Genomic DNA, 26,134 nt, shown 5'->3' with positions numbered 1-26,134 from the left:
CGTCTAAGGAACACATGTGAACACCGCTCTCAAGCGCGATCTCGGGGTCACCGGGATCGTCTTCATGGTGATCGCGGCCGCCGCCCCGATCACCGTCGTCGCCGCGAACTTCCCGATCATCCTGATGGAATCGGGCTCCGTGGGCGCCCCGCTGCTGATCCTCGCCGCGACAGTCATCCTGCTGCTCTTCTCGGCCGGCTACACCTGGATGACCCCGCACGTCCCCGACGCCGGAGCGTTCTACTCCTATGTCGACCGCGGACTGGGCCGGCGGGCCGGCCGGGGCACCGCCGCGATCGCGCTCATGTCCTATGTGCTGCTCACCGTGTCGATGACCTGCTACCTGGGCGTACAGGCCGGCAACCTCCTCGAGCTGGTCACCGGCGTGCAGCTGCCGTGGTGGCTGGTCTCCGGGATCATGCTGCTCATCGTCGGCCTGCTCGGCTGCCGGCGCATCGACCTGTCCGCGAAGGTCCTGGGCATCATCCTCGTCCTCGAAGTGGTCGCCGTGGTCGCCATCGACGTGGGCGTGCTGCTGTCCGGCCGGGAGCTGACCGCCGCGCCGTTCAACCCCGCCGAGGCGCTGTCGGGAGCGCCGGGACTCGGGCTGCTGTTCGCATTCCTCGGGTTCTTCGGCTTCGAGGCGACGGCGGTGTTCCGCAACGAGGCACGCGACCCGGAGCGGACCGTGCCCCGCGCGACCTACATCGCCGTCACCTCGGTGGGTGTTCTCTACATCCTCTCGTCGTGGCTGGTCATCGCCGGAATCGGGGAGGACCAGGCGGTCGCCGCGGCCGGCGAGAACCCTGACAGCATCGTGATCGCGCTCGCCGGCAGCGTCGTCGCCCCGATCTTCGCCGACGTCGTCCAGGTGCTCGTGGTCACCAGCATGTTCGCCTGCATGCTGTCGTTCCACAACATCGTCACCCGATACCTGTTCACCCTCGGCCAGCGCGGCGTGCTGCCGGCCGGCCTCGCCGAGGTGCACCCCGAACACCTCGCTCCCTCGCGCGCGTCGCTGTGGACCAGTGCTGTGACCACCGGGGTGGTCGTCGTGTCCGCGCTCGCGCAGCTGGATCCGGTGACCCAGATCTACACGTGGTATTCGGGCGCCGGAGCGGTCGGCGTGATCCTCATGATGGCGCTGACCAGCGTGGCGGTCCTCGTCTACGGCTCTGACCGGCGCAGTCGCGGGGTCCGAGTCATGGACGCATGGTCCGCCGCCGAGGCACGGGTCGCCTCGCCGCACGCCGTGCCGTTGTCGGCCGGAGTCCGGTGGGCGACGATCCTCGGCGCGGCAGGGCTGTCCGTCGTGCTGGCGATCTCGCTGTGGAACTTCCCGCTGATGGTCGGCGGCATGACGGCTGCCGTGGTGTGCGGAGCGGTCCTGGTCTGCGTGTTCGTCCTCGGCGTGCTGGCCCCGGACCGGGCAGCGCAGCGCGGCCCGGAGCTGGCGGCCGCAGGCGTCGAACGCGACGCGTGAGGGTCTGCGTCTAGGGTCCGGCTGGTCTGCCGGCAGCCGTGGTCAGGATCTCGTTCACCAGGCGGGCGGCGATCCGCGCCGTCCGCCCGTCGATGTCGCAGCTCGGGTTGAGCTCCACGATGTCGAAATGGCGCAGCTTGCCGGAGCGGGCCGCCGCCGAGGCGGCCGCCAGGATCACATGTGCCGGCACCCCGAGTCCTGCCGGCGCGCTCACGCCCGGTGCCTGCGCCGCCGGCATCACGTCGAGGTCGATGGTCAGGTAGAGGTCGTCGACCCGGGCGACGAACTCGTCGACGTGGGCGACCGCCTCGGGAACGGTCTGCGCGTCGATGTCGCGCAGCCATGTCGCCTGGAGCTGGCGGGCGGTGTCGAACAGAGCCGTCGTGTTGTTCGGCTCGCTGATGCCGATCACCGAGTAGTCGAAGCTCGCGCCGCGGACCATGCGGTCGAGGGCGATCTGCAGGAACGGCGTTCCCGAGCTGGGGGCCACCGCCTGCCGGAGATCGAAATGGGCATCGAGGTTGAGGATGCCCAGGCGACGATCGGCGAACTCGCCGGCCAGCCCGAGGTAGCTGCCCCACGCGGTCTCGTGACCGCCGCCGAGCACGCCGGTGAGCGGGCGGGGGCCGCCGGGCGGGTGATCAGGGGAGCTGGCGCCGGGATCCGGTGACCGGCCGGGCCTCTGAACGCGACCAGTCCGGAGCTCGGCGAGCCGGCGGCCGAGTTCGGCCTGGCCGCCCTCCAGGTCGTGATTCTCGACGAGCACGTCGCCCGCGTCGAGAACTCTGAGGGGCCGGTGCACGGCCAACGAGGCCAGCGCCTCGCGAATTGCCGCGGGACCGGCGACGGCACCGGCTCGACCCTGATTGCGCAGCACCCCTTCCTCGCTGGCGAACCCGATCAGCGCGGCATCGACGGGATCCGAGGACGAGTCGGTGATCGTCGACCAGAAGCGACGGTGTGCGGGACCGGGCCCGTCGTCGCGGCCGGTCCAAGCAGTCCTGCGGTTCATCGGATGGTCTCCACGTCGTCATCGGCCCGGGACTTCCCATCTTCGGGGCTTCGGTGTCCACCTGCAACCGTGCTGCGCGGCTGCCTGCTGCCGGCTCCTTGGGTTCGTGCCGGCTCCGATCCGGCGGGAGAGCCGCCGTGGCCCTCGACCCGCGTCCGCTGCGTCGGACACAATGGGAGCCCTACCACTTCCGGCCGACCGCGTGGAGCCCAACGAGGGGAGCCCCGCCCCAGGTGCCGGCCCAGCGCAGGAGCTGCCATGACGATGTCGTCGCCCGCCCAGCAGTCCTTCACCCGCCACGATCCGGACCGTACCGTCCGCGCCCCACGCGGCACGGAGATCACCGCCAAGTCCTGGCAGACCGAAGCCGCCAAGCGGATGCTCATGAACAACCTCGACCCGGAGGTCGCCGAATCACCGGCCGATCTGGTCGTCTACGGCGGCACCGGCCGGGCCGCCCGGTCGTGGGAGGCCTTCGACGCGATCGTCCGCACTCTCGACGACCTCGAGGACGACGAGACGCTGCTCATCCAGTCCGGCAAGCCGGTGGGCGTGCTGCGCACCCACGAGTGGGCGCCTCGGGTGCTCATCGCCAACTCGAACCTGGTGGGCGACTGGGCGAACTGGGAGCACTTCCGCAAGCTCGAGGCCGAGGGCCTGATGATGTACGGGCAGATGACAGCCGGCTCCTGGATCTACATCGCCACCCAGGGCATCCTGCAGGGCACCTATGAGACCTTCGCCGCCGTCGCGCGCAAGCGCTTCAGCGGCACCCTGGCCGGCACGCTCACCGTCACCGCCGGCTGCGGCGGAATGGGCGGGGCGCAGCCGCTCGCGGTCACGCTCAACGGGGGCACCTGCCTCATCGTGGACGTCGACAGGCGCCGGCTCGACCGGCGGGCGGCCAAGCGCTACCTCGACGAGGTGGCCGATGATCTCGAGCGCGCCCTGGCCCGGGTCATCGAGGCCAAGCGGGCAGGGCGTCCGCTGTCGGTGGGGCTCGTCGGCAACGCCGCGGAGGTCCTCCCCGCCCTCCTCGGCCGGCCCGAGGCGGCAGAAGTCGACATCGTCACCGACCAGACCTCTGCGCACGACCCGCTGTCCTATCTGCCGCTCGGGGTGGCGTTCGAGGACTGGCGGACCGAGGCGGAGGAGGATCCGGAGAAGTTCACCCTCCGGGCCGAGGAATCGATGGCCACGCACGTGGCGACGATGGTCGGATTCCAGGACCGCGGTGCCGAGGTGTTCGACTACGGCAATTCGATCCGCGACGAGGCACGCAAGGCCGGGTACGAGCGCGCCTTCGAATTCCCCGGCTTCGTGCCGGCCTACGTCCGACCACTGTTCTGCGAGGGCATGGGGCCGTTCCGGTGGGTCGCCCTGTCAGGCGACCCGGCCGACATCGCGGTCACCGACGCCGCTCTCAAGGAACTGTTCCCGGAGAACGAGTCCCTGCACCGCTGGCTCGACGCGGCGGCGGAGCACGTCGAGTTCGAGGGCCTGCCCGCCCGGATCTGCTGGCTGGGCTACCGCGAGCGGGAGAAGGCGGGACTGCTGTTCAACCAGCTCGTCGCCGAGGGGAAGGTCTCGGCGACGATCGTCATCGGCCGCGATCACCTCGACTCCGGCTCGGTCGCCAGTCCGTATCGGGAGACCGAGGGGATGCTCGACGGCACCGACGCGGTGGCGGACTGGCCGCTGCTCAACGCGCTGGTCAGCACCTCCTCCGGCGCCACCTGGGTGTCCATCCACCACGGCGGCGGGGTGGGGATGGGCCGGTCGATCCACGCCGGTCAGGTGTCGGTGGCCGACGGCTCCGAGCTGGCCGCCCGCAAGCTCGCCCGGCTGCTCACGAACGATCCGGGCACCGGCATCATCCGGCACGTGGACGCGGGGTACTACCGGGCGCGGGAGGTGGCGGCCGAGCGGGGGGTGCGGATCCCGATGGACCCGGAGCTCGACGTGCGGCCTGCAGCCGACCGGGAGGTGGCAGTCGACGTCCGAAATGTCGACGAGGTCGAGGCGGACTACGTCGAGGCCGACTACGCGGAGCCGGCGGAGTGAGAGGTGTGAGCCGGATGAGACTGCTCGTCACCGAGATCGCCGAACTCGTCACAAACGATCCCGCGCGACCCGATCTCCTGGGCGTGATCCGGGATGCGGCGCTGCTGATCGAGGGCGGCCGCGTCATCTGGGCCGGGCCCCAGACCGAGCTTCCGATGGCCCGCCTGCCCGCCGAGGCGGTCGCCGACTCTCAGGCTGTCCCGGCTGTCCCGGGTGTCCCAGGAGTCCCGCCGGTCCCGGCTGACAGCGGCCAGGCCTCGTCTGCCGATTCCGGACATCCGGCCTCCCCTCGCGTCCGCCACATCTCCGCAGGAGGCCGCGCCGTGATCCCGGGTTTCGTCGACAGCCACAACCACCTCGTGTTCGCCGGCGACCGGTCCGCGGAGTTCGCCGCCCGGGTGGCGGGAGAACCCTATTCCGCAGGTGGCATCGCCACGACGGTGGCCGCTACCCGGGAGGCGAGCGAGGAGGAGCTCGAGGCCAACCTCGTCCGGCTCCTCGGGGAAGCCGAGCGCTCGGGCACCACCACCTTCGAGATCAAGACCGGTTACGGGCTCACCCTCGACGACGAGCTGCGCGCGCTGCGGATCATCAACCGTCACACCGAGGAGTCAACGCTCATGGCCGCCCACGTGGTGCCCCCGGAGTACCTGGACAACCCGGACGGCTACGTCGACCTCGTCATCGAGGAGATCATCCCCGCGGCCGCCGGTCAGGCGAAGTGGATCGACGTGTTCTGCGAGGAAGGCGCATTCACCGTCGAGCAGGCGGAGCGGATCATCACGGCCGGCAAGGGCCACGGCCTGCGACCACGCCTGCACGCGAACCAGCTCACCGCGGGCGGGGCGCTGCAGCTGGCCGCCCGCACCGGCTGCGTCAGCGCCGACCACGCGACCTTCGCCTCGGACGAGGACCTCGCCGCGCTCGCCGCGGCCGGCACAGTCGTCACCCTGCTCCCCGGCGTCGAATTCTCCACCCGGCAGCCGTACCCGGATGCGCGCCGGTACTTCGCGGCCGGGGCCACGGTGGCGATAGCGAGCGACTGCAATCCCGGGTCCTGCTTCACCAACTCGATCCCGTTCTGCATCGCCGTGGCCGTCCGCGACATGCGCTTCACCGTCGACCAGGCCGTGTGGGCGGCCACCGCCGGCGGGGCAAGGGCCCTCGACCGCGCGGACATCGGGCGGCTGACCGTCGGCGCCCGGGCTGACTTCAGCATTCTCGACGCCCCGTCCTACCGGCACCTGGCCTATCGGCCCGGGGTGCAGCTGATCGCCAAGGTGTACCGCGCCGGCGAGCAGATCGCGGCGAATCAACCTGCGAGCTGAGAAGGTCCCATCATGAGCGTCCCCATCGACCTGCGCCCAGATTCCCTGACCTTCGCCGACATCGTCGCCGTCGCCCGTCATGAGGCTCGGGTCCGCGTCCCGGACGACGTGCGTGCGGCGGTGGCGGCCTCCCGCCGGGCCGTCGACGCCCTCGCACACGCGAATCGACCGGTGTATGGCGTGTCCACCGGCTTCGGCGCTCTTGCCCAGCGTCAGGTCCCTGCCGAGCTCCGCACCCAGCTGCAGAGATCGCTCATCCGCTCCCACGCGGCAGGCGTCGGCGAACCGGTCGAGCGCGAGGTCGTCCGCGCGCTCATGCTGCTGCGCGCTCGCACCATGGCCACCGGGCGGACGGGCGTGCGCGCCGAGGTGCTCGACACCTATGTCGCGATGCTCAACGCGGGCATCACCCCGGTCGTCCACGAGTTCGGATCGCTCGGGTGCTCGGGCGACCTCGCACCGCTGTCGGCCTGCGCGCTCGCCGCGATGGGGGAGGGCCCGGTGCTGGTGCGAGGCGCCTCGGGCCCGGGAGACGACGCCGCTGCAAGCGGCGCTTCCCACGCTGCCGCGGGCGCCTCGGGAGGGGAGTTCGAAATGCCGGCCGCCGAGGCGCTCGCCGCCGCCGACATCACGCCACTAGTGCTCGCGGAGAAGGAGGGGCTGGCGCTCGTCAACGGCACCGACGGCATGCTCGGCATGCTGATCCTGGCGCTGTTCGACCTCGAGAACCTCTTCACCGCCGCCGACCTCACCGCGGCGATGAGCGTCGAGGCCCAGCGCGGCACCGACCGAGTGTTCATGCCCGACCTGCACGAGCCGCTGCGGCCTCATCCGGGGCAGGCCGCCAGCGCGGCGAACATGCGGGAGGCGCTCGCGGGCTCGCCCATGGTCGCTGCGCACAAGGACTCCACGCACCTGGTGCAGGATGCGTACTCGCTGCGCTGCGCCCCACAGGTCACCGGCGCCGCCCGCGACACCGCCGCCTTCGCAGCCCGGACCGCTGCCCGCGAACTGCGCGCCGCAATCGACAATCCGGTCGTGCTCGACGACGGCTCGGTGTCCTCGAACGGCAATTTCCACGGCGCGCCGCTCGCCTATGCCCTGGACTTCCTGGCGATCGTCGCCGCGGATGTCGCCTCGATCGCCGAGCGCCGCACCGACCGGTTCATGGATGTTGCTCGGAGCCAGGGCCTGCCGCCGTTCCTCGCCGCGGACCCCGGCGTGGACTCGGGCTTGATGATCGCGCACTACTCGCAGGCGGGCATCGTCTCCGAGATGAAGCGGCAGGCGACTCCCGCTTCGGTCGACTCGATCCCGTCGTCGGCGATGCAGGAGGACCACGTCTCGATGGGTTGGACCGCCGCGCGCAAGCTGCGGAGGTCGGTCACCGGCCTCGCCCGCGTGCTCGGCATCGAGTACAGCGCCGCCGCCCGTGCCGCGGACCTGCGCGAGGAGGCGCCGGGGCCGGTCACCTCGGCGCTGGTGGCCGAGCTGCGCACAGCCGTGCCGGGTCCCGGCCCCGACCGCTTCCAGTCGCCCGAACTCGCCGAGGCCGTCGCCCGGGTGGTCGACGGCCGGCTGGTTGCCGCTGCCGAGGCGGTCCGCCCGCTCCAGCACACGCTCGTCGACACCGACGGCGCGGTGCTCACCGGACGACTGGCGGAGGGGTCGGCGAATAGATGACTCGGATGACGCCGCTCGGGAACACCTCCGCCCTGATGACGGCGAAGTGGTACGGCGGCTCGCCCTCGTCGAACAGCCTGCGGCCCTTGCGCGCCGCGACCGGATGCACGAGCAGGCGGAGCTCGTCGATCAGCCCCACTGCCAGCAGCTGATGGACGACCGAGATCGACCCCGGAATGAGAATGCCGCGCACGTTCGGGTCGGCCTTGAGCGCGCCGACCGCCGGGACCAGCTCGCCTGCCAGCTGCTCGGAGTTGCGCCAGGAGAACTCGAGGGGCTGATGCGAGACCACGACCTTGCGGGTGTCGCCCAGCCGCTTGGCGAACGCCGCATCCTCACCACCCGCCGCCTCGCGCTCGGGCCATGCGCCGGCGAAGCTGTCGTACGTGTGACGGCCGAACAGCAGGACGTCGCTGGTGCGGTAGTCCTCGTCGACGGCACGGCTCATGTGCTCGTCGAAGTAGGGCATGTGCCAGGCGAAGTCGATCTCCGGGATGTTGTCGGCGGTGATGAAGAGGGTCGAGATGAGCTGTGCCATCGACGTGTCCTTCCGAACTGGCTCAGGTGGTGGCCCTGGCCTGAGGTCTCCAGGTTCCCATTGCCGGACGGCGACGGCAATGGGACCGGGGAGACACTGCGGTTGTCTGCCGGGCGACAGCGCTGTCGCTCGTGCTCGACCGGCAGGTTCGCGCCCCTACTGCGGACGGTGCTCCTTCATGACCTCCTCGTAGACGCGCTCCGAGAAGGGCATCAGGTCGACCGATTCGTCGTCGTGCCATTCGCTGAGGTCCTCGAATCCGCCCTCGTCCGCCAGGCCCATCTCGTCGACGACGCCACGCCACTTGTCGAGAGCGTCGGTGATCTGCTGGTCGAATCCCTCGCTCACCAGGCCTGCTTCGACCTGTTCGACGGCGAGGCCGTTGGACACCTCGATCAGCGCCTGTTCCGTCTGCTCATCGATGTTCTCGAAGCCGCCGCCCTTCTCGAGCGCGACCTTCGCGGCCTCAGCGTTGGCGTTGATGTTGGACCGCCGGGAGTGCATGAAGACCTCTGCCATCTGATCGAAGATCAGCTGGCGCGCGGCCAGCGGCAGCTCCTGGTATCCGGCGCCGGCGACGATGGCTCCTGCGCCGCGGGCGAATGATGCCTTCTCCGAGTAGGAGATGTGGGGGGCGACTTCGAGGAATCCGACGTTGTACGCGGGCAGGGCGGCCGACAGGGTGCAGTCGACCGTCTTCCGCTGCAGTGCCTCATACGTCTCGAGGTACTCCAGCGACACCGGTGAGGCCTTCATCGCGGGCAGCTGCTTCTCCTGAGCGGCTGACGAGATGCGCACCTGGCGTCCGTCCCAGTCCTCGGCCGAGTTCCCCGGTTCGGCACACATCGAGAAGACGGTGCCGTCAGCGTTGAACGGAATGAGCGGCTCGATCCCGTTGGCTTCCATCTCCTCGAGCAGTTCCGGGGTGTTCCACGCGACATCGAGCATCGCGGCGTTGGCGGCGAGCTCCTCGGCCCGCGGCGAGGCTCCGGTCAGGGACGAGCCGGCGACCAGGGCCGAGTTCACCGGGAAGCGCGAGGGATCGTAGAGCGGCAGGGTGTAGGCGAGGTCGATGCGCCCGTCGGTCAGGGCATCCGGGATCTCGGGGTAGCCCGCGATCGCCTGCGCGTGGACGATGTCGATCGTGATCTTGCCGCCGGAGGCCTCTTCGACGTTCTCCTTGAAGTCGACATCGCGGTAGGCATCCATCGCGTCGGCCGATTGCGCGGAGGGCTGATAGGTCAGGGTCACGGGCTCCATGTCGGCCAGCGCCTCCTGGTAGGCGGAGAAGTCGGCGCGCGCCTCCACTCCGGTCCCGGCGTCGGCATCCGAGCCGTCGGAGACGCCGCCGGCACAGGCCGACATGCCGAGGACAGCCGCGCTCGCCGTCGCGATCAGGGCAGTGCTGCGAGTGCGAGTGCGCGAAGAGATTCTGCGCACGCGTGATGTTCCCATGGTGTTCCTTTCACCGGGTGGGCCGAACACATCTGTGGGTTCGGGGTCTGAAGAGCAGAAGCGGGGAGCAGTGGGCGCTCAGAGCCGTCTGCTGATGATGTCGAGCTGGACCTCGCTGGCGCCTTCGTAGATGCGAGTCGCCCGCACCTCGCGGTACAGGGATTCGACGACGTGCCCGCGTGCCAGCCCCTGTGCGCCGTGGAACTGCACTGCAGCATCCACGATCCGCTGGGCGGCTTCCGTCGCGAAGTACTTGGCCGTGGCGGCTGCCTGCGTGCGGTCGGGGGAGGCGGAGTCGTACTTGCGGCCGGCCTCCTCGACGAGCAGCATGCCGGCTTCGAGGTCGACGGCGGCGCGGGCCAGCGCATGCCGGACTGCCTGCTTGTCGAAGAGGGTACCGCCGAACGCCTTCCGCGTCTTGACGCGTTCCACGGTCTCGTCGAACGCGCGCTGCGCCATGCCGAGGGCTGCGGCGCCGACACCGGGCCTGAACACGTCGAAGGTCTTCATCGCCGTGGCGAAGCCGCGCTCGGGCTCTCCGATGAGCGCCGTGGCCGGGACCGCGACGTCGGCGAAGTCGACCCGTCCGATCGGATGCGGGCTGATCATCTCGATCGGAGTGACGGTCAGCCCGGGGGAATCCGCCGGGACCAGGAAGGCGGACACGCCCTTGCTGCCCGGGACATCGGCAGACCGGGCGAAGGTGATGAACACGTCGGCCGACTGCGCGTTGGTGATCCAGGTCTTCGTGCCGCGCAGCACCCATCCGTCGCCCTGCCGGGTGGCGGTGAGGCCGAGGGCCGCGGCATCGGAGCCGACGTCCGGTTCGGTGAGCGCGAAGGCCGCCACGGCAGCGCCGGTCCGCACCGGTTCGAGCCATCGGCGGCGCTGGTCGTCGCTGCCGGCCGAGACCAGGGCGAAGCTGGCCAGGCCCTGCATGGTGAAGACCGAGTCGGCCGCCGGCGAGCCGTACGCCAGGGCGTTGCGGATGCGGCAGATGTCGAGGGCCGACCCGATCGAGTAGGTCTGGCCGTTCCTCGGCAGGATTCGGTCCATGAGCCCGAACTCCGTCAGCGCCGCGAGCATGGGACCGGTGGTCTGGGGAGCGTCACCGGACTCAGCGATCGGCTCGAGGACATCGGCGGCGAACCGGCGGATCGCCTCGGCGTCGGCCCGGTGCTGCTCCAGATCGAACGCAGCGGGGGCGGTGGTTCCGAGGTCGGTCATCGTGACGGTCGAATCAGTGGTGCTCCGGGTGCTCCGGGTGCTTCGGGTGTCAGGCCTCGACATCGAGGGAGCTCTCTTCCTTAAGTGCGCGTTTGTTGATCTTCATGACGCCGGAGACCGGCAGCGGCTCGTCCCGGAACTGCCAGGAGCGGGGGATCTTGTAGCCGGCAAGATGTGGTCGGCAGAAGCTGTCGAGCTCCTCGGGCGTGGCGACGACGCCGGGATGGAGGACGATCACCGCATGAACGCGCTCACCCCAGGTTTCGTCGGCCCTGCCGATCACTGCGACCTGGCTGACGGCGGGATGTCGCGACAGCACGTTCTCGACTTCTGCGGAGTAGACGTTCTCCCCGCCGGAGATGATCATGTCCCCCAGCCGGTCGACGACGTAGAGGAATCCCTCGTCGTCGAGGAAGCCGAGATCCCCGGAGTGGTACCAGCCGCCGTCGAAGGCCTTCTCGGTGAGCTCCGGACGGTTCCAGTACTCGTCCATCAGATTGCCCGCCCGCACCTGGATCTCCCCGACCTGGTCCGCGGCGCACTCCCGGCCGTCCAGCCCGACGATCCTGATGTCGACCCCGGGGAACGGCCGCCCCACGGAGTCGACGCGCTTGAGGCCGTCGGCGACGTGCTGGTGGTGGGTGAGGATCGTCAGTGCAGAGGTGGCCTCCGTCATGCCGTAGCCGTTGTTCAGCCGGAGGTCGGGCAGCTTCTCGAGCACCTCCTCGACCAGACCGCGGGTGATGGGGGCGGTGCCGTAGAGCAGGGTGCGAAGGCACCGCAGCGGCGTGAGGTCGTCGGAGTAGCGATTGAGGAGCATCCGAAGCATGGTCGGACCCATCTGAGTGGCGTTGGCCCCGGTCGTCAGCAGCGCGTCGCCGAAGTCGTCGACGTCGAACTTCGGAATCAGGACGACGGAGCCGCCCGCGCCCAGCGGATTCATCACGCCGTAGACTGGACCGCCGTGGAACATCGGGCTGTGCAGCAGGAACCGCATGTCCGGACCGGTGTCGAGCAGCCTGTCCATGTGGTGGAGGTTGAGGACCATCGCGCGGTTGCTCAGGACCGCGGCCTTCGGGGTGCCGGTGGTCCCGCCGGTGTACATCAGCGCTGCGATCCCGTCCTCAGGGGGCTCGTCGAAGCGGACCGGGGAGCCCTTCGGCTCGCCCGCGGCGGTGCCGTCCGTGCCGTCCCGGACGACCGTCCCGCAGATCTCGCGGATGTCGACGAGGGGGACTCCCGTGCCCTCCGCCGCCTCGGCCCCGAGCTGTCGCCAGGAGCTGTCGACGAGCAGGGCGTCCATTCCGGAGTCGGAGATGATCTGACGCAGCTCGTGGGCAGCCAGGCGGAAGTTCAGGGGAGCGATGGTTCCCGGGCCGCACAGGGCGGCGTGCCACAGCTCCAGGAACTCGTGCCCGTTGTAGGCGAGAACGCCGTAGCGCCGGATGCCGCGCTCTTCGAGCTCAGCGATGAGCGACGCCACGCGGGAGAAGTGCTGCTCATACGTCGCCGAATAGCCCCCGTCGATCACAGCAGTCCGCGGAGCGAAGCAGCGCACCGCCCTGTTGGCGATGCGGGCATAAGTCAATTCACTGTGCAGCATGCGGGCCCCATCTTCGCGGCATTCAAACGATCGATAAGGCGACATTAGAAGGCGGGGACGTCGGAGGCAATGGCTGAGACGAGTTTTCTTCTTCCCCGCCAAGACGAGCACGAGCTGCTGCAGGTCGCGCTGTCGCTCCTTGTCGAGCTCCTACAGGTCGAGCACGAGCCTCTTCCCCTTGCACCGCGAGACGCAGATGAACATGCAGTCGTTCGCGGCCTTCTCATCATCGTCGAGGATGGAGTCGCGGTGGTCGACCTCGCCCTCGAGCACCTCGGTCTCGCACGTGCCGCAGGTGCCCTCGCGGCATGAGTACGACACGTCGACGCCGGCCTCCTCGAGGGTGTCGATCACCGTCTTGTCGGCGGGTACGGTGAGTGTGCGCCCGGACTGCGCCAGCTCGACGTCGAACTCGTGGTCCCCGTCATCCGGGACGGCATGGGCGTTGACGAATCGCTCCAGGTGCATCGTCTCGTCCGGCGCCAGGCTGCTGCTGCGGGCCAGTGCCTCGGCGTCGTCGAGCATTGCTGTCGGCCCGCAGCAGTAGATTGCGCGTCCCGGCACCGGCTCCCCGACGATCTCCTTGACGGACAGGCGGTTGCCCTCGTCGCTGGCGAGGATCGTGACGTTGTCGCCCAGGTTCCTGACGAGTGAGTTCGCGAACGGCATGTCCTGGCGCGAGCGGCCCCGGTAGCTCAGGGCCCATATCCGGCCTTCGTCTTCGGCCTTCTTGATCATCGGCAGCAGGGGAGTGATGCCGATGCCGCCGGCGATGAAGAGATAGCTGGGGGCCTCGACCAGCTCGAAGTTGTTGCGCGGTGCCTCCACCGTGACGGCCTGGCCGAGCTTCCAGTTCTCGTGGATGAACTGCGATCCCCCGCGTGACTCCGGTTCGAGCTGGACGGCGATGCGATAGACGGTCTGGTCGTCGCTGTCGCCGCACAGCGAATACTGGCGGATGAGGTCGTCCGTCAGGTGCACTCCGATGTGCGCGCCCGGGGACCAGTGCGGAAGCTCGAAGCCTTCCCGCGGGCTCAGGGTCACCCAGAGCACGTTCCGCTTGAGTCGGTGCAGATCGGTGATGGTAAGTTCGAATGTCTGAGCAGTCATGAGCGGCTTTCCAGAGATTTTATCTATAGACTTTAGTTATTGTAGACCTGTCTGGCAGTCGACGAACAAGTCCCCAGTCGATACGAGACAGAACTCGCCACCGTCCATGAGAGGAGCGGTATGGGACGTCCATCGACGCCGATTCTGCAGCGCAAGGGCATCGTTGATGAGGCGCTGGCGATGATCGACGAGAGTGGTCTGGAGAAGTTCAGCATGCCGGCTCTCGCCCGGCGGCTGGGCGTCAAGACCGCTTCGCTCTACTACCACTTCACGGATAAGTCTGAGCTCCTGTCCGGGGTGGCGCGAGCCGTCATCAGGCAGGCCGAGCCTCCGAACTTCGCGCAGGACGACGACTGGGCGAACTGGATGGTGGAGATGGCCATCGGCTACCGGCGTGCCGTGATGGCCCATCCCCACGCCGCCGCCGTGCTTGTCTCCCACACTCCGCGGCGCTTGATCGCCTCCCTGTATGAGAAGGGCGCGACGATCCTGTCGAACGCCGGGATTCCGCAGGAACTCGTGCTGCTCCTGCTGGACGGGGTGGAGAGCTTGGCGACTGCCTCTGCCTTGATGGGCACTGTGAGCGGCACCGACACCGACGACCTCGGGTTCGGGCACCTCGACGAGGACAAGTACCCGACGCTCAGATCGATTCTCGACCACAGCTTCCGCGACTCCGAGGACTTCCTGCGCGAGCAGGCCCGCAGCTTCATCGTGGGAACGATGGCGCGGGCGGGACTGGAATCCGGCGAACTCTTCCGAGTCGGCTGATTCCGGCCCCGCCCGCGAATCTGGAGTGAGGTTCAGACCGTCGGCAGCGAGGGCAGGCGCTCCTCCTGTGACGAATCCGCGCCGACTCCTGCCCGATAGGCGACATCGGTCCGTTCGTGGACGAATCCGAGCAGGCGGACCGCGTGCACCAGGTCCTCGTCGTCCGGGTCGACGTGGAGGATGAGGGTGTCCATCGGAAGGGTGCGGGCCTCCTTCACCGCGGCGTCGAGCAACCACAGGATGAGCCGCTCGTCCGCGGTCGGATCGGTGCTCGCATAGGTGATGTCCGCCCAGCGCCCGATGACAAGATCGGAAGTCGTCCGCAGGTCGATGGCCGCCGCTCCGACAATGGCTCCGGCGGTGTCCTCGACCAGCAGGACGCGACGATCCGGACGGCTGACGTCCTGGGACAGTCCGATTGCCGGGCGCTGCGTGTCCTCGACATGGTTCTCGTAGTCGAGGACCGAAGCGCGATCAACGTCGCCGGCGGCCGGCCGGAAGGTGAACTCGTGCGCAGGAAGCGAGCGGTCCTCCTCCTTGAGCTCCCGGAAGAGTCGCCACACCTCGTCCGTCGCGGGAATCCCGAAGCGGGAAGTCAGCCGGTCGGCCGCCGGGTGATTGCCGCGCGCCCAGGCAGTCACTTCCCTGATTCCCGCCGCGCTCCACGCGCTGCCGTCCTGACCGGGCAGACCGATCTCCTCGACAAGCAGCGTGGTCACTCCCAAGGATCGGAGGTGCGGTGCGACCGTGTACGACACCCGGGCAGCGCCCTCCTCCGACATCTCGGCCCTGAGCACTGCGGCGAGCGTGCGCTGCACGTCGTCGCGTTCCCGCTCGGCCTGCTCCGAGGGGATGTAGTGGACGAGCATCACCTTGTTGGGCGAGGCCGGATCAGCCAGGTCGTTCTGCAGCGCCCGGTAGTCGACGACGGAGAATCCCTGCTCGCGGTCGTAGTCCTCGGCGGACTCGAGGAGCTGCCGGACCTCGGCGTCCGCATCACGGGAGAGCTCGCTGCACCATGCCCATTCGATCATCGCCATGTCAGCCTCCGGCAACCGGCTGGGGCTGGGCGGTCGCAGAGACGGACGTATCCTCCGCCCGCTTGATGCCCTTCGGCTCCGTCGCCACCAGCTTGGCGAGTTCCCGATGGAAGACGTGATTGATGTACTCGTTGTGGCCAAGGAGCATTGTGCCGGCATCGTCGCTCTGCATGGCCTTCTGGGCACCCGACAGGATCGGGATGTCCTCTTGCTGGATGACATCGATGAGGATCTTCCAGTTCTTGTCCCACACCTTGTTCCAGCGTTCCTCGGTCCACCCGCTGTCCTCGAGGCTGGGGGCGAGCACGCGCATCTCCATCGTCGAGCGCTCGGGGTTCTCCCGATCCGGTCGGAAGGTCAGCAGTTCGAAGTGATCGGGCTGGCGCAGAAGAGTCGAATTGGGCATCAGGAAGTAGGCCTCGGTGACGAACGGGGTGAGGTCCATATCTCCCGGATCCTCCTCCAGCCATCGATCGATGGTCTTCCGCGCGGTCGTCGAGGATGCGTGGCGGCCGAAATCCTGCACCGCGATCGCGTTGGTGTGGACGTGCTTCGCGGCGGTGTTCGGGTGGGCGTACTGGATGTGGTATGCGTCGAGGAAGGCGTCCTGAGTGATCTTCCAGTTGATCTCGTACTCGAATGCGCCGGACTTCACGTTCAGAAGCTTGTCGAGCTCGAATCCGGCGAGGATGCGATCCACTTCTTCGCCGAGCCATGCTGCCACGTCGATCGCGGCGCCGAAGCGGTCGACGACCCAGACGAAGCCGTGGCGCTCCTCGGTCGGGATCTCGATGAGGCCCTGCTTCTCACGGTCGACCTCTCCGAAGGTGTTGGCCTTGGTGATCTCGCGCAGCTTGCCGTCGGTGTCGTAGGACCACCTGTGGTACGGGCACGAGAACAGGCGAGCGCGTCCGGAGGGCTGAGCCTCGACGAGTGAGCCGCGGTGGCGGCACGCGTTGACGAAGGACTTGACGGAGCCGTCCTTCTGCCGCACCACGATGATGTTGTTCCGGGGCATGCGGATGGTCACGAAGTCATTGGGCTTCGCGATCTCCGAGCTGTGGCACGCGATCGAGGGGACTGCTCCGAAAACGCGATCGCGCTCGAGCTTGGCGCGGGCGGGGTCGGTGAAATCCTCCGCTTCGAAGCGCCGGATCTCCGGGTAATGGTCGGTGGTCGAATTGCGGACGTGTTCGAGCGCGCGCCGCACTCGCTTGTTGTATTCGATCGTGTCGAACGACATGGCGACCTCACTTCCTTGTGACTGTATGGTGCTGCTTCGCCTCTTAATCTAACGGCTATAGATTAACGTGGCAAGTCCCTCGGGCGCTCCGCAGAACCGGCGTCCTCTCGCAATCTGCGGTGGGCGCCTGGATGGCTAGAGCGTTTCTTCCGTCCCCAGCAGGGCTGAGGAGACCACGGCGTCGCCGGGACCTCCGGTCATCAGCGACAACGAGCAGCCGCGGACCTGGTTGGTGGAGGTGCCGCGGATCTGCCGGACTGCTTCGACGACCAGCCCCATACCGTGGATGAAGCCCTCGGCGAGGTTTCCGCCGGCGGTGTTGATGGGCAGCCGGCCGTCGGGAGCGATGAGATTGTCGAAGGTGATGAATTCCCCGGCCTCATCCAGCGTGCAGAAGCCGTGGTCGATGATGGCCGCGACCCCCATCCCGGTGGTGTTCTCATAGATCTGGGCGACATCGACGTCCTGCGGTCCGTAGCCCGATTCGGCCCAAAGCCGCTTGGCGACGGACGAGAACCCGGACGACCACAGGGGGTTCTGATTGCCCTCGAGCGGGCCCCAGCCGGCAGGTGTGCCCAGCGGTGCGGAGAGCAGGAATGCCGGCTTTTCGGTGAGGTCCCTGGCCCGTTCGGCGGACATCAGGATCACCGCCGCCGCCCCGTCATTCTCCCGGGAGCTGTCGAACAGACGATACGGCTCGCTGATCCAACGGGAGTTCTCGTACTTCTCGGCGGTGAGCTGCACGCCGTGACCGACGGCAGCGGGGTTCTGCTGCGCATGGTGGTAGCCCGCCTGGGCCATGGCCTTGAGCGTCTCGGCCGGCACTCCTTCGCCCTCGATCAGCCTCGTGGTGTTGATCGCGCACATCTGGATGGGGGAGTCGAGGCCGTTGACCAGGAATTGCGCTGCGGTGTCGTTCTGCGCGACGTCCACCTGCAACCGCGCGCCGTCGTACTCGGACAGGGAGCGATAGACCACGACGGTTTCGGCCTGCCCTGTGGCGATCGCGCTCGCGGCGATGTTCAGGGCTCCGGGGATTCCGCCCCCGTGACTCCATGCCAACGCCGCAAACCGGAGTTCCTTGGTCCCCAGGGCCGGCATCATCTTCTGGCCCTCGCTGCGCTCCGAACCGTAGCTGACGAAGCCGTCGATGTCGGCGGGGCTGATGCCGGCGTCTTCAGCGGCGGCGACGATCGCCTCGAGGGCGAGCTTGAGAGCGGGTCCGCCTGTGCCTCGCTTGTGGTGCGGGGTGATGCCGATGCCTGCAACTGCGGTGCTGCCGCGAAGAGTGCTCATGCCCGTGCCCCCTCGGTGGATCCTGCGCCCGGTGCTGGGGTCGGTGCATCGACCAGCTGCCATTCGATCGTGGGGTAGCCGAAGCTCTTCTCGGTGCCCGGTCGGATCTCGCCGCGGACTCGGTCACCGATGTGCGGTGCTGTGCCGGTGTCAACGACGATCCCGAAGATCCGTGCACCGTCTGTCCCATCGACTTCCACGAGCGCGGTGACGAAGGGCACGTCGTCAGCTCGCGCCTCGGTCCGGGGGAAGGCCATGCGCGTGCGGGTCCATGAGTAGATCGTGCCCAGCGGTTCGACCAGCGGCCAAACCTGCTCCCAGGAGCCGCAGGCGCCGCACCGGTAGTGAGCCGGGACCATCCACGTGCCGCACTGGGCGCACCGGCACAGCCGGAACTCGCCGTCGGCCAGGGCTTCCCAGTACTTGTCATCGGCGGCGATTCCGCCTCGGAACTTCTCCTGCGTGAACACTGCAGACATCCGGTTCTCCAATCTAAAGACGTTAGATAACGTTAAGGGGAGCGTATATCAGCTCTCTCGGCATCACCAGAGTCAATCGCGGAGCCCGGCGCTGACGGACCACTCGGTGGCTGCGGTGGTCCGGGAGTTGCGCGTGATCCGGGAAGTGATGATCGGCGAGCGGTCCGTGAAGCGGCGGCCGGTGGCGGAAGGCGGTCCGTGGACTGGCGGAGAATTGCAGTGAAGAGTTCTTGACCGACGGGGGCCGACTCCATAATCTAAAGCTCATAGTTTAACGAGGGCGGACGGTTCGGCCTCGTGATGACTCAGAAGTGGATCGAGAGATCGGCGAGGCTGCCGGGGCGCATTGTGAGGACGTACGCGCTTCACGCGGTCTGGCGGAAGCACACCGGTTCGGCCCCGGCCCCTGCAAGGGTCAGCACACTCAACGAGGAGTACACACATGAACCCACTCATCACCGACGCGCTGGCCGGGTGGACTCGGCTGACTCCCGACGCACCTGCCATCGTCTACGACGGACAGGACGTCGTCAGCTTCCGGGAGATCGACGAATGGACCGACAACGCCGCTCACCATCTCCGGGGCCTGGGTCTGGAGATGGGGCAGCGGGTCGGGATCCTCGGCACCAACAGCCTGGAGTGGGTCGTCGCCGGTGTCGGTGCGCTGAAGGCCGGTGCAGTCGTCGTGCCGCTCAATGAGCGGTTCGTCGCCCAAGAGCTCGAATACATGGTGACCAGGACCAGCGCCTCGCTCATCCTCCATGCCGATTCTCACGTGAAGCAGGCGGAGCAGACGGGGGCACTCGCCGGCGTGCCGGTTGCTCGCCTTGCGGAGTTCAACGACCTGCGACCGCGGCTGCACGGGCACCAGCAGTTCGCGCGACCGGAAGTCGATTCCGCCTCCCCGGCCGTCCTGATCTTCACCAGCGGGACGAGTGCGCGCCCGAAGGCTGCGGTCTACACCCATGACAGCCTGCAGAACATGATCAATGAGAATGCGCGGACGAACTCCGTGCTCGGTCCCGGCACTCGGTGGCTGTATGTGCTCGGCATGTCCGGGGCTCCCGGACTGCCGTTCCATATCCTGCAGGCGCTCAACCGCGGGGCGACGCTCTACTACGAGAAGGGGTTCGATCCGAAGAACACGCTGCGACGCCTCGCCGACGACAAGATCGAGATGATGATGGGCGTGCCGCTGCTGTTCGAGGCGATGATGGCGCAGCCCGAGTTCGCCGAGGCGGACCTGTCCGCGCTGCAGTACGTGACGATCGCCGGGGCGCGCTGCTCGCCCGAGGTGCTCAAGTCGTGGCTGGCCAAAGGGGTCTCCCTGCGTCAGTCGTACGGTATGACCGAGGCGAGCGGCCTGTCGACGGTGAACTCGGTCGCAGACGCGATGGACAAGCCCGAGTTCTGCGGCCGCGGCACCCTGTACACCACGCATCGCGTGGTCCGCCCTGATGGCACGGACTGCGATCCTGGTGAGCTCGGCGAGATCCTCGTCAAAGGGCCGCTGGTGATCTCGGGCTACTGGGAGAACGAGGAGGCGACAAGGGAGGCCTTCCGGGACGGCTGGTTCCATTCCGGCGACCTCGGCCGCCTCGATGAGACCGGCAATCTGCAGATCGTGGATCGGCTCAAGGATCTGATCATCTCGGGGGGATACAACATCGCGCCGGCCGAGATCGAGAACGCGATCGCGGCGGTGCCGGGCGTCATCGAGGTCTGCGTGATCGCCACTCCGGACGAGCGCTTCGGCGAGACGCCGACAGCGATCGTGCACGGGTCCGACGGCCTGACGGAGGAGATGCTCGCGCAGGCGATCGAAGGGAAGCTCGCCAGCTACAAGCGACCGAAGAACTTCATCATCTCCGGTGAGCCGCTGCCGCGGATGGCCAGCGGGAAGATCGCTCGGCGCATCATTCGGGACCACTTCAGCCTCAGCGCCCAGGGCTGATCGAGGCGTCGGGAGGGCCCGAGGTTCGGCTGTGCTCGGGCCCTTCCCGGCCCGAAGTATGCCCGCCGGTGTGCCCGCCCCGCTCGCGCTGCGACCGGGATAGCCCGGCGTCGCTTGAATCCTGAACGAATGATCGAAATCCTCACAGAATCGCGTTGACCGGAGCCGGCAGGCTCGCTAATCTACAACACATAGATTTAAAACCTACTCGGTGTAGGTTTAAGATCCGAACCTGACTCTTCTGGTCGGAAGACTGCGCGCAGCGCTCCAGCTGCCTCCACCTGTACAACAAGAACCCGGACACGACGGAGTGTGACTTCATGGCAATGACAGTTCAATCGGCTCTGCGCTGGTGGTCGCAGACCGCCGGAGAGCGCGACGCGCTCATCTTCGAGGACGATCGCCTCAACTACCAGCTGGTCGACACATGGAGCTCGCGCATCGCGAGGCGCCTGCACGAGGGCGGGGTCGCCAAGGGCGACCGCGTGGCTCTCAAGGCAGGGAACTCCCACATCTGGGCGGTGACGGCTCTCGGCATCATCAAGGCCGGGGCGGTCGTCGTCCCGCAGAATCCTCGACTGACCTCGGCCGAGGTCGCCAAGGTCCTCGACTCGGCAGACAGTGTGGCTCTGATCGCCGACAGCAGCGCCGAGGAATTCGCCGAGGTCGCCGACCTGGTACCCGCACTTCGAACCTTCACCCTGGATGAGATGGCTGCGCTGCGTTCGGGGGCGCCCGACGACTTCGTCGTGGAGACGGACGAGGAGGACATGGTCGCAGTCATCTTCACCAGCGGCTCGACGGGCACTCCCAAGGGGGCGATGCTGACCAACCGCTCGCTCATGGGCATCGTCTTCGAGACCACCCTGACCGAAGCGGGATTCGGCACCGGCGCGACCTCGCTCCTGCTGCTGCCGCTCGCTTTCACCCCCGGGCTGGTCACCGGTCTGCTGACTTCCACCGTGCTCGGCGGGACGCTGATCATCGAGCGCACGATCGACCCCGCGCGGGCACTCCGGCTGATCGACGAGCACGCGGTGACGGCGCTCTTCGGTGTGCCGTTCCTATGGGAAGCGCTGTCGCGGGCGCCCGAGTTCGAACGCGCATCGCTGGTAAGCCTGAAGACGGCCTGGGTCGGAGGTGCGGCTGTCCCCATCCCGATGCTGGAGAAGTACGCCGCCAAGGGAGTGCGGCTGCGGCAGATCTACGGATGCAGCGAAGCCGGCGGAGTGTCGACCGCCACCCTCGCTCGGGAGAGCGGCGATCATCCGGATTCCTGCGGCATCGGCTCCGTCTTCACCGATGTCCGGGTCGTCGATGCGAACGGGGACGAATGCGCGCCGGGACAGCAGGGCGAGATCCTGCTGCGCGGACCCGGCATCACCCCCGGCTACTACGGTGACCCGGAGACCACCGCCGAGGTCCTCAAGGACGGCTGGCTGTGCACCAACGACCTGGGAGTGCGGGACGAAGAGGGCCGGCTGACCTTCGTCGACCGGATCAAGGACATCATCATCTCAGGGGGAATCAACATCTCTCCGATCGAAATCGAGCAGGTCATCGCAGAGATCCCGGGCGTCCTCGAAGTGGTCGTGATCGCAGCCCCGGACGCCAAGTTCGGAGAGACTCCGGCTGCGATCATCACCGTCGATGGTGATGTGCGCGAGGCCGATGTGGTCGCTCACTGCGAGGCGGTGCTCGCGGATTACAAACTGCCGCGCTATGTGATCATCCGCGACGAGCCGCTGCCGCGGCTGCCCAGCGGAAAGCTCGCCAAGCTCGAAATCCGCGACGAATACGCGGATGTCCCGGGGCAGTTCGAAAAGGTGCGCTGACCGAGCGGTGGCCGAAAGCCGCACGGCTTTCAGCCACCGCTGGGCGCAGACAGCCCACATATTCCTTCGGCGAAGACGCCGAAGGGAGGTCGCTCTCAAGGATGAGACCGGCCGAGAACTTCTCAAGGAAGAGAGAACAGGTCATGCGACAGAGCAGAAGAACGAGCGCGATCCGACGCAGCGCCGGAGCTGCCGGCTTCACCGCACTGGCAGTGATCGCCGCCGGGTGCGCCGGAAGCGCAGGCAGTGCAGCGCCCTCCGGCGGGGGCACGGATGCGGGCTATGAATTCGGTGCCTCCGATGAGGAGATCAAGGCGGCTTTCGCGGATATGGAGCCGGTGACGCTGACCTTCCAGCCGGCAGCCCAGTCACCGAACGAGGCCTCCTCGCAGAGGGAGACCGCCTTCGCGGAGACCGTCGAGGAGCTCTCCGATGGAAAGATCACCATCGACATCGTCTGGGGCCAGGCAGTGGCCCCCTTCGAGGAGCTGCCCGACGCGATGGTCGACGGGCGGGTCGACGTGGCGAATGTGCCGATCGTGTACTACCCCAACGAGTTCCCGAAGTACAACGCCATGGTGACGACGACCACGCAGCTGGAAGGCACGCCCCTGGTCGGCGAGCTCGCTGCGACTGCTGCGATGAGCGAGCTGTGGTGGGACTCGCCCGAGGTCCTGGCGGAGCTGGAGGAGAACTCCCTGCATCCGATCCTGCCGATCGAACCCACCGGACAGCAGGCGGCGGTGTGCAAGTCGGAGCTCACCGAGCCGTCCGATTGGGACGGCGCGCTCGTCAGGGGATCCTCGGCCACTCACATGGCGCAGATCGAAGGGATGGGCGCGTCACCGACGACGATGACCATCAGCGAGGTATTCGAAGCTCTCCAGCGGAACACGATCGAATGCACATTGTTCCCCTACCTCGGGATCTCGCTCACCGGCATCGCCGATGCCGCTCCGCACATCAACTACCCGACCGAGGTGAGCATCGCCCGCGGACCCTCGACGATCGCGGTCGGCTCGGTCTACGACACCCTGCCCCTGGCTGCCAAGCAGCTGCTGTTCGACACCGCCGGGCAGCAGTTCCGGGATTCGCGCTCTGCCGACTTCCAGTCACTCGCCGATTCCGCCAGCCAGATCCGCGACGCGGGCGGCGGGTTCCACGAGATGTCACCGGAATTGCAGGCTGATCTGGGCGACGCGTCGACGAAGCTGATCGAGGAGCAGATGGAGAGCGGCCTGGTGCCGGAGGACGCCCCCGGCGCCCTCAGTGACGCCTACGACAGGTGGTTCGCTGTCGCCGAAGAGCTCGGGTACACCGATGATGGCGGAATGGGCGACTTCGACACGTGGTTCGACGCGGACTCGGTTGATCTGGACCCCTTCTCCGAGAAGGTGTACGAGGAGCTCTTCCTCCCGCATCGTCCGACTGCCGGCTGACGGCCGCCGCCGACCGACCACTCGCTGCCCGCAGGACTCGCGCATCTTCGCGTGCAGTCCTGCGGGCAACCGTATTGTGTCGGCAGGAGCAGTGGTGCTGCGGTCGGGCGACCGAAGATGAGAAACGGAATGGAACTGAGATGAGTGCGGACTCGCGGCTGCTGCCGTCCTATGCGGACCTGTCGATCGCGTCACCGGCCGAGCGCCGGTCGTTCAACGCCCTGGTCGACGCGCTGCGCGACGCACAGGAGGCGGTGACCCGCAGCCGGCCGTCGGAGTCGGCGGCGCGCCGGGCGGCCGCGCTGCTGAGCGAGGCGGCCGAGCTGCTCGGCGAGGGAGTTCCCGACAGCGAACAGCTGGCCGGCCGACTGTGGGACGAGCCGGGACGAGCGCAGGCGCTGGCCCCTCCGCTGTATATCGACGACGTCGACGGGACGAGCGCGCGCGGCCGAGTGACGTTCAGCCGCTTCCACGCCGGTGTCCGCACCGTGCATGGAGGTGCGCTGCCGTTGGTCTTCGACGAGATCATGGGGCGACTGGCCACGACCAGCGGCAAGCCCTTCGCCCGGACTGCGCATCTGACCATCGACTATCGAGCCGGAGTTCCCGTCGACACCGAGGTCGAGGTGTTCGCCAGGGTGAAGAGGGTCGAGGGGAGGAAGCTCTTCCTCAGCTCCGAGCTGTGCCTGGACGGCACGGTGCTGACCGAGTGCCAGGGCCTCTGGGTTCAGATCCGGGAAGATCCGCGCTGATACCGCCGCTGCCTCAGCGCAGCTTCGGATGGAGCTCCGGCACGCTGTACGCTTCAGCTCGCAGCACGCTCTTCTCCAGCTTCCCGGTCGCGGTGCGCGGGAGTGGGGAGTCGACCATCACGACATAGCGGGGGATCTTGTAGTCGGCGAGGTGCTCGCTGCAGTGGGCCACGACCTCATCCGGGCTCAGTTCGCGGTCGGCCCGCACTAGCGCGGCGGGCGTCTCCTGGAACTTGGGATCCGGGACCGCGACCACAGCCACTTCCTGGACGCCCGGGATCTGCTCGATCACGGTCTCGATCTCAACCGGCGCGACGTTGAACCCACCGGTGATGATCATGTCCTTCATCCGGTCGATGAAGGTGAGGTTGCCCTGCTGATCCAGGCGTCCGAGGTCTCCGGTGTGGATCCAGCCGTCGATGATCGTCCTGGCGGTCGCCTCGGGTCGCCCCCAGTAGCCCGGGGTCATCCCGGGGCCACGGAGCAGGATCTGGCCGATCTCGCCGGGCGCGCAGTCCTTGCCCTCGGGATCGACGACGCGGATCCGCGTGAAGACTCCGCCGGCTCCGCAGTACTCGGGGTGGGAAACGGCGAGCGAGTCGCTGTTGACGGTGCCATAGCCGCCGATCTCGGTCTGCCCGTACATCTGCCGAATGACCACGCCGTGGCGCATCCACTTCTGGATCGTGTCGCCTTCGACCCGGGAGCCGCCGACGTCGGTGTTGCGCAGGGACGACAGATCCGCGTCAGCGAAGTCCGGGGCATCGGCGATCTGGTCGTAGACGATCGCGGGCGCCCCGATGAAGGTCACCCGTGCGTCCTGAATCCGCCGCAATGCCTTCTCGGGGTGGAAGCTCCGGTCCAGGATCAGAGTGCCGCCGTGGAGCATCGTGCGCTCGAGACTGTAGATGACCCCGATCGCGGTGTACAGGGGCAGCGCCAACCAAGGACGGTGATCGTTTTTGCGGACGTCGTGCAGCAGCGAGACCTCGTACATGCTGGCCGCCAAGGAGGTGTAGGTGTAGATGACGGCCTTCGGTCGCCCGGTCGTTCCCGAGGTGAAGACGAGTGTCACGGGATCGTCCCACTCGACCTCCACCTGGGGGAACGCCGTGCAGGTCCCGCTGCGCAGTCCTGTGATGTCGGCGAAGTCGATCAACTCGAACGTGGGATTGCTCGCATGCACCTGTTCGAGCCTCGGCCGCAGCTCGTCATCACACGCGACGAAGGCCGGAGTGCATTCTTCGACAAGGACACCCAGCTCCGAGGGCGTCAGGCGGATGTTGAAGGGTACGACGATGGCGCCCACTCGGTGGATCGCAAGATTGAGCACCGCCCACTCCAGACAGCTGCCGCCGGCGATCGCCAACCGGTCACCGCGTGCCACCCCGCGCTCGCTGAGCAGATGCGCGGTGCGATCGACCCAGTTGTTGAGGTCTCTGTAGGTGACGACGTCATCCTCGAAGTCGATCGCGGGCTGATCAGGAACGATGCGGGACCAATGCTCAATGGCGTACGCCGATGAAACGGTCATCTCTCCCCCGTCGGGTCAGTGGGCGCTTCGCTGCGCCCCAGCACTTCGCCAGATTAGACTAAAGGTTTTAGATTTGACAACGACCGCTCCCTTTCGGGTCGCTGACGAGTTCCTGGGTAGTGAGGCCGGGCCGAGTCGGGCGGAGCTGTTGACAGGTTTAATCTAATATCTATAGATTTAACGAAAAGTCCCTTTGCTTCTTCACACTCGATCACCAGGAGGCCACGTGCTCTCGACACGTTTCACCGATCTGCTCGGCATCGATCATCCCATCGTCCAGGGCGGCAT

20 protein-coding genes are annotated in these 26,134 nt (G+C 67.6%); 9 read left to right on the top strand and 11 right to left on the bottom strand.

What is annotated here, in order from left to right; genetic code table 11:
• Nucleotides 1–16 precede the first annotated feature (16 nt).
• Nucleotides 17–1,483 carry an APC family permease gene (locus LXN01_RS12645; RefSeq protein ID WP_236865729.1) on the top strand — a complete coding sequence of 489 codons (1,467 nt, stop codon included), beginning with the start codon at nt 17–19 and terminating at the stop codon, nt 1,481–1,483.
• Between the two features lie 10 nt (nt 1,484–1,493).
• Here the strand turns inward: LXN01_RS12645 and LXN01_RS12640 are convergent, their stop codons facing one another.
• Complete coding sequence (locus tag LXN01_RS12640) at nt 1,494–2,495, bottom strand: arginase family protein (RefSeq protein ID WP_236865728.1); 1,002 nt, start codon at nt 2,493–2,495, stop codon at nt 1,494–1,496.
• A 258-nt stretch (nt 2,496–2,753) separates the two neighbouring features.
• Here LXN01_RS12640 and hutU point away from each other — a divergent pair, with 258 nt between their 5' ends.
• Genes hutU through hutH form a run of 3 tightly spaced genes read left to right on the top strand, consistent with a single transcriptional unit; the run spans nt 2,754 to nt 7,570 of the window.
• Nucleotides 2,754–4,559 (top strand): urocanate hydratase, encoded by a 1,806-nt coding sequence (gene hutU, locus LXN01_RS12635; RefSeq protein WP_236865726.1) that lies wholly within the window; start codon nt 2,754–2,756, stop codon nt 4,557–4,559.
• A gap of 14 nt (nt 4,560–4,573) precedes the next feature.
• A complete protein-coding gene (hutI, locus tag LXN01_RS12630; protein WP_236865724.1) occupies nt 4,574–5,887 on the top strand; it encodes an imidazolonepropionase in 1,314 nt (437 codons plus the stop codon).
• Nucleotides 5,888–5,899: 12 nt separating this feature from the next.
• A complete protein-coding gene (gene hutH / locus LXN01_RS12625; RefSeq protein ID WP_236865722.1) occupies nt 5,900–7,570 on the top strand; it encodes a histidine ammonia-lyase in 1,671 nt (556 codons plus the stop codon).
• On the opposite strand, the gene LXN01_RS12620 is transcribed toward hutH, so the two are convergent.
• The 5 genes from LXN01_RS12620 to LXN01_RS12600 all read right to left on the bottom strand — a co-directional run bounded on the left by LXN01_RS12620 (nt 7,533) and on the right by LXN01_RS12600 (nt 13,503).
• On the bottom strand, nt 7,533–8,108 hold the full coding sequence (locus LXN01_RS12620; protein ID WP_236865720.1) for a dihydrofolate reductase family protein: 576 nt from the start codon (nt 8,106–8,108) through the stop codon (nt 7,533–7,535). The genes hutH and LXN01_RS12620 overlap by 38 nt on opposite strands.
• Nucleotides 8,109–8,264: 156 nt before the next feature.
• Entirely contained in the window at nt 8,265–9,563 is a 1,299-nt protein-coding gene (locus tag LXN01_RS12615) for a type 2 periplasmic-binding domain-containing protein (protein WP_236865717.1), read from the bottom strand.
• A gap of 78 nt (nt 9,564–9,641) precedes the next feature.
• On the bottom strand, nt 9,642–10,790 hold the full coding sequence (locus LXN01_RS12610) for an acyl-CoA dehydrogenase family protein (RefSeq protein WP_236865715.1): 1,149 nt from the start codon (nt 10,788–10,790) through the stop codon (nt 9,642–9,644).
• Nucleotides 10,791–10,839: 49 nt separating this feature from the next.
• Nucleotides 10,840–12,393 (bottom strand): class I adenylate-forming enzyme family protein, encoded by a 1,554-nt coding sequence (locus LXN01_RS12605; RefSeq protein ID WP_236865713.1) that lies wholly within the window; start codon nt 12,391–12,393, stop codon nt 10,840–10,842.
• A gap of 150 nt (nt 12,394–12,543) precedes the next feature.
• Nucleotides 12,544–13,503, bottom strand: coding sequence for a PDR/VanB family oxidoreductase (locus tag LXN01_RS12600; RefSeq protein ID WP_236865705.1), 960 nt, complete (start codon nt 13,501–13,503; stop codon nt 12,544–12,546).
• A gap of 120 nt (nt 13,504–13,623) precedes the next feature.
• Between LXN01_RS12600 and LXN01_RS12595 the strand changes: the two genes are divergently transcribed.
• Nucleotides 13,624–14,274 carry a TetR/AcrR family transcriptional regulator gene (locus LXN01_RS12595; RefSeq protein ID WP_236865703.1) on the top strand — a complete coding sequence of 217 codons (651 nt, stop codon included), beginning with the start codon at nt 13,624–13,626 and terminating at the stop codon, nt 14,272–14,274.
• A 32-nt stretch (nt 14,275–14,306) separates the two neighbouring features.
• Here the strand turns inward: LXN01_RS12595 and LXN01_RS12590 are convergent, their stop codons facing one another.
• From LXN01_RS12590 to LXN01_RS12575, 4 genes are all read right to left on the bottom strand, one after another.
• Nucleotides 14,307–15,314, bottom strand: coding sequence for a hypothetical protein (locus LXN01_RS12590; RefSeq protein WP_236865701.1), 1,008 nt, complete (start codon nt 15,312–15,314; stop codon nt 14,307–14,309).
• A gap of 1 nt (nt 15,315) precedes the next feature.
• A complete protein-coding gene (locus LXN01_RS12585) occupies nt 15,316–16,557 on the bottom strand; it encodes an aromatic ring-hydroxylating oxygenase subunit alpha (protein ID WP_236865699.1) in 1,242 nt (413 codons plus the stop codon).
• A 135-nt stretch (nt 16,558–16,692) separates the two neighbouring features.
• The gene (locus LXN01_RS12580) at nt 16,693–17,853 is read right to left on the bottom strand and encodes a thiolase C-terminal domain-containing protein (RefSeq protein WP_236865697.1); all 1,161 of its coding nucleotides are present in this window, start codon (nt 17,851–17,853) and stop codon (nt 16,693–16,695) included.
• Nucleotides 17,850–18,332 (bottom strand): Zn-ribbon domain-containing OB-fold protein, encoded by a 483-nt coding sequence (locus LXN01_RS12575; protein ID WP_236865695.1) that lies wholly within the window; start codon nt 18,330–18,332, stop codon nt 17,850–17,852. Before LXN01_RS12575 ends, LXN01_RS12580 begins: the two co-directional genes overlap by 4 nt.
• 442 nt (nt 18,333–18,774) lie before the next feature.
• Between LXN01_RS12575 and LXN01_RS12570 the strand changes: the two genes are divergently transcribed.
• From LXN01_RS12570 to LXN01_RS12555, 4 genes are all read left to right on the top strand, one after another.
• Entirely contained in the window at nt 18,775–20,286 is a 1,512-nt protein-coding gene (locus LXN01_RS12570) for a class I adenylate-forming enzyme family protein (RefSeq protein WP_236865693.1), read from the top strand.
• A 320-nt stretch (nt 20,287–20,606) separates the two neighbouring features.
• Complete coding sequence (locus LXN01_RS12565) at nt 20,607–22,121, top strand: class I adenylate-forming enzyme family protein (protein WP_236865691.1); 1,515 nt, start codon at nt 20,607–20,609, stop codon at nt 22,119–22,121.
• 143 nt (nt 22,122–22,264) lie between these two features.
• On the top strand, nt 22,265–23,560 hold the full coding sequence (locus LXN01_RS12560) for a type 2 periplasmic-binding domain-containing protein (protein ID WP_236865689.1): 1,296 nt from the start codon (nt 22,265–22,267) through the stop codon (nt 23,558–23,560).
• A gap of 140 nt (nt 23,561–23,700) precedes the next feature.
• On the top strand, nt 23,701–24,312 hold the full coding sequence (locus tag LXN01_RS12555) for a PaaI family thioesterase (RefSeq protein ID WP_236865687.1): 612 nt from the start codon (nt 23,701–23,703) through the stop codon (nt 24,310–24,312).
• A 13-nt stretch (nt 24,313–24,325) separates the two neighbouring features.
• On the opposite strand, the gene LXN01_RS12550 is transcribed toward LXN01_RS12555, so the two are convergent.
• Nucleotides 24,326–25,846, bottom strand: a complete 1,521-nt coding sequence (locus LXN01_RS12550) for a class I adenylate-forming enzyme family protein (RefSeq protein ID WP_236865685.1) — start codon at nt 25,844–25,846, stop codon at nt 24,326–24,328.
• Nucleotides 25,847–26,134 lie beyond the last annotated feature (288 nt).

This window comes from Brevibacterium daeguense (genome assembly GCF_021729135.1).
Taxonomy (GTDB): Bacteria; Actinomycetota; Actinomycetes; order Actinomycetales; family Brevibacteriaceae; genus Brevibacterium; species Brevibacterium daeguense.
The sequence above is the reverse complement of the archived record's forward strand: the minus strand, read 5'-3'. Positions and strand labels throughout refer to the sequence as shown.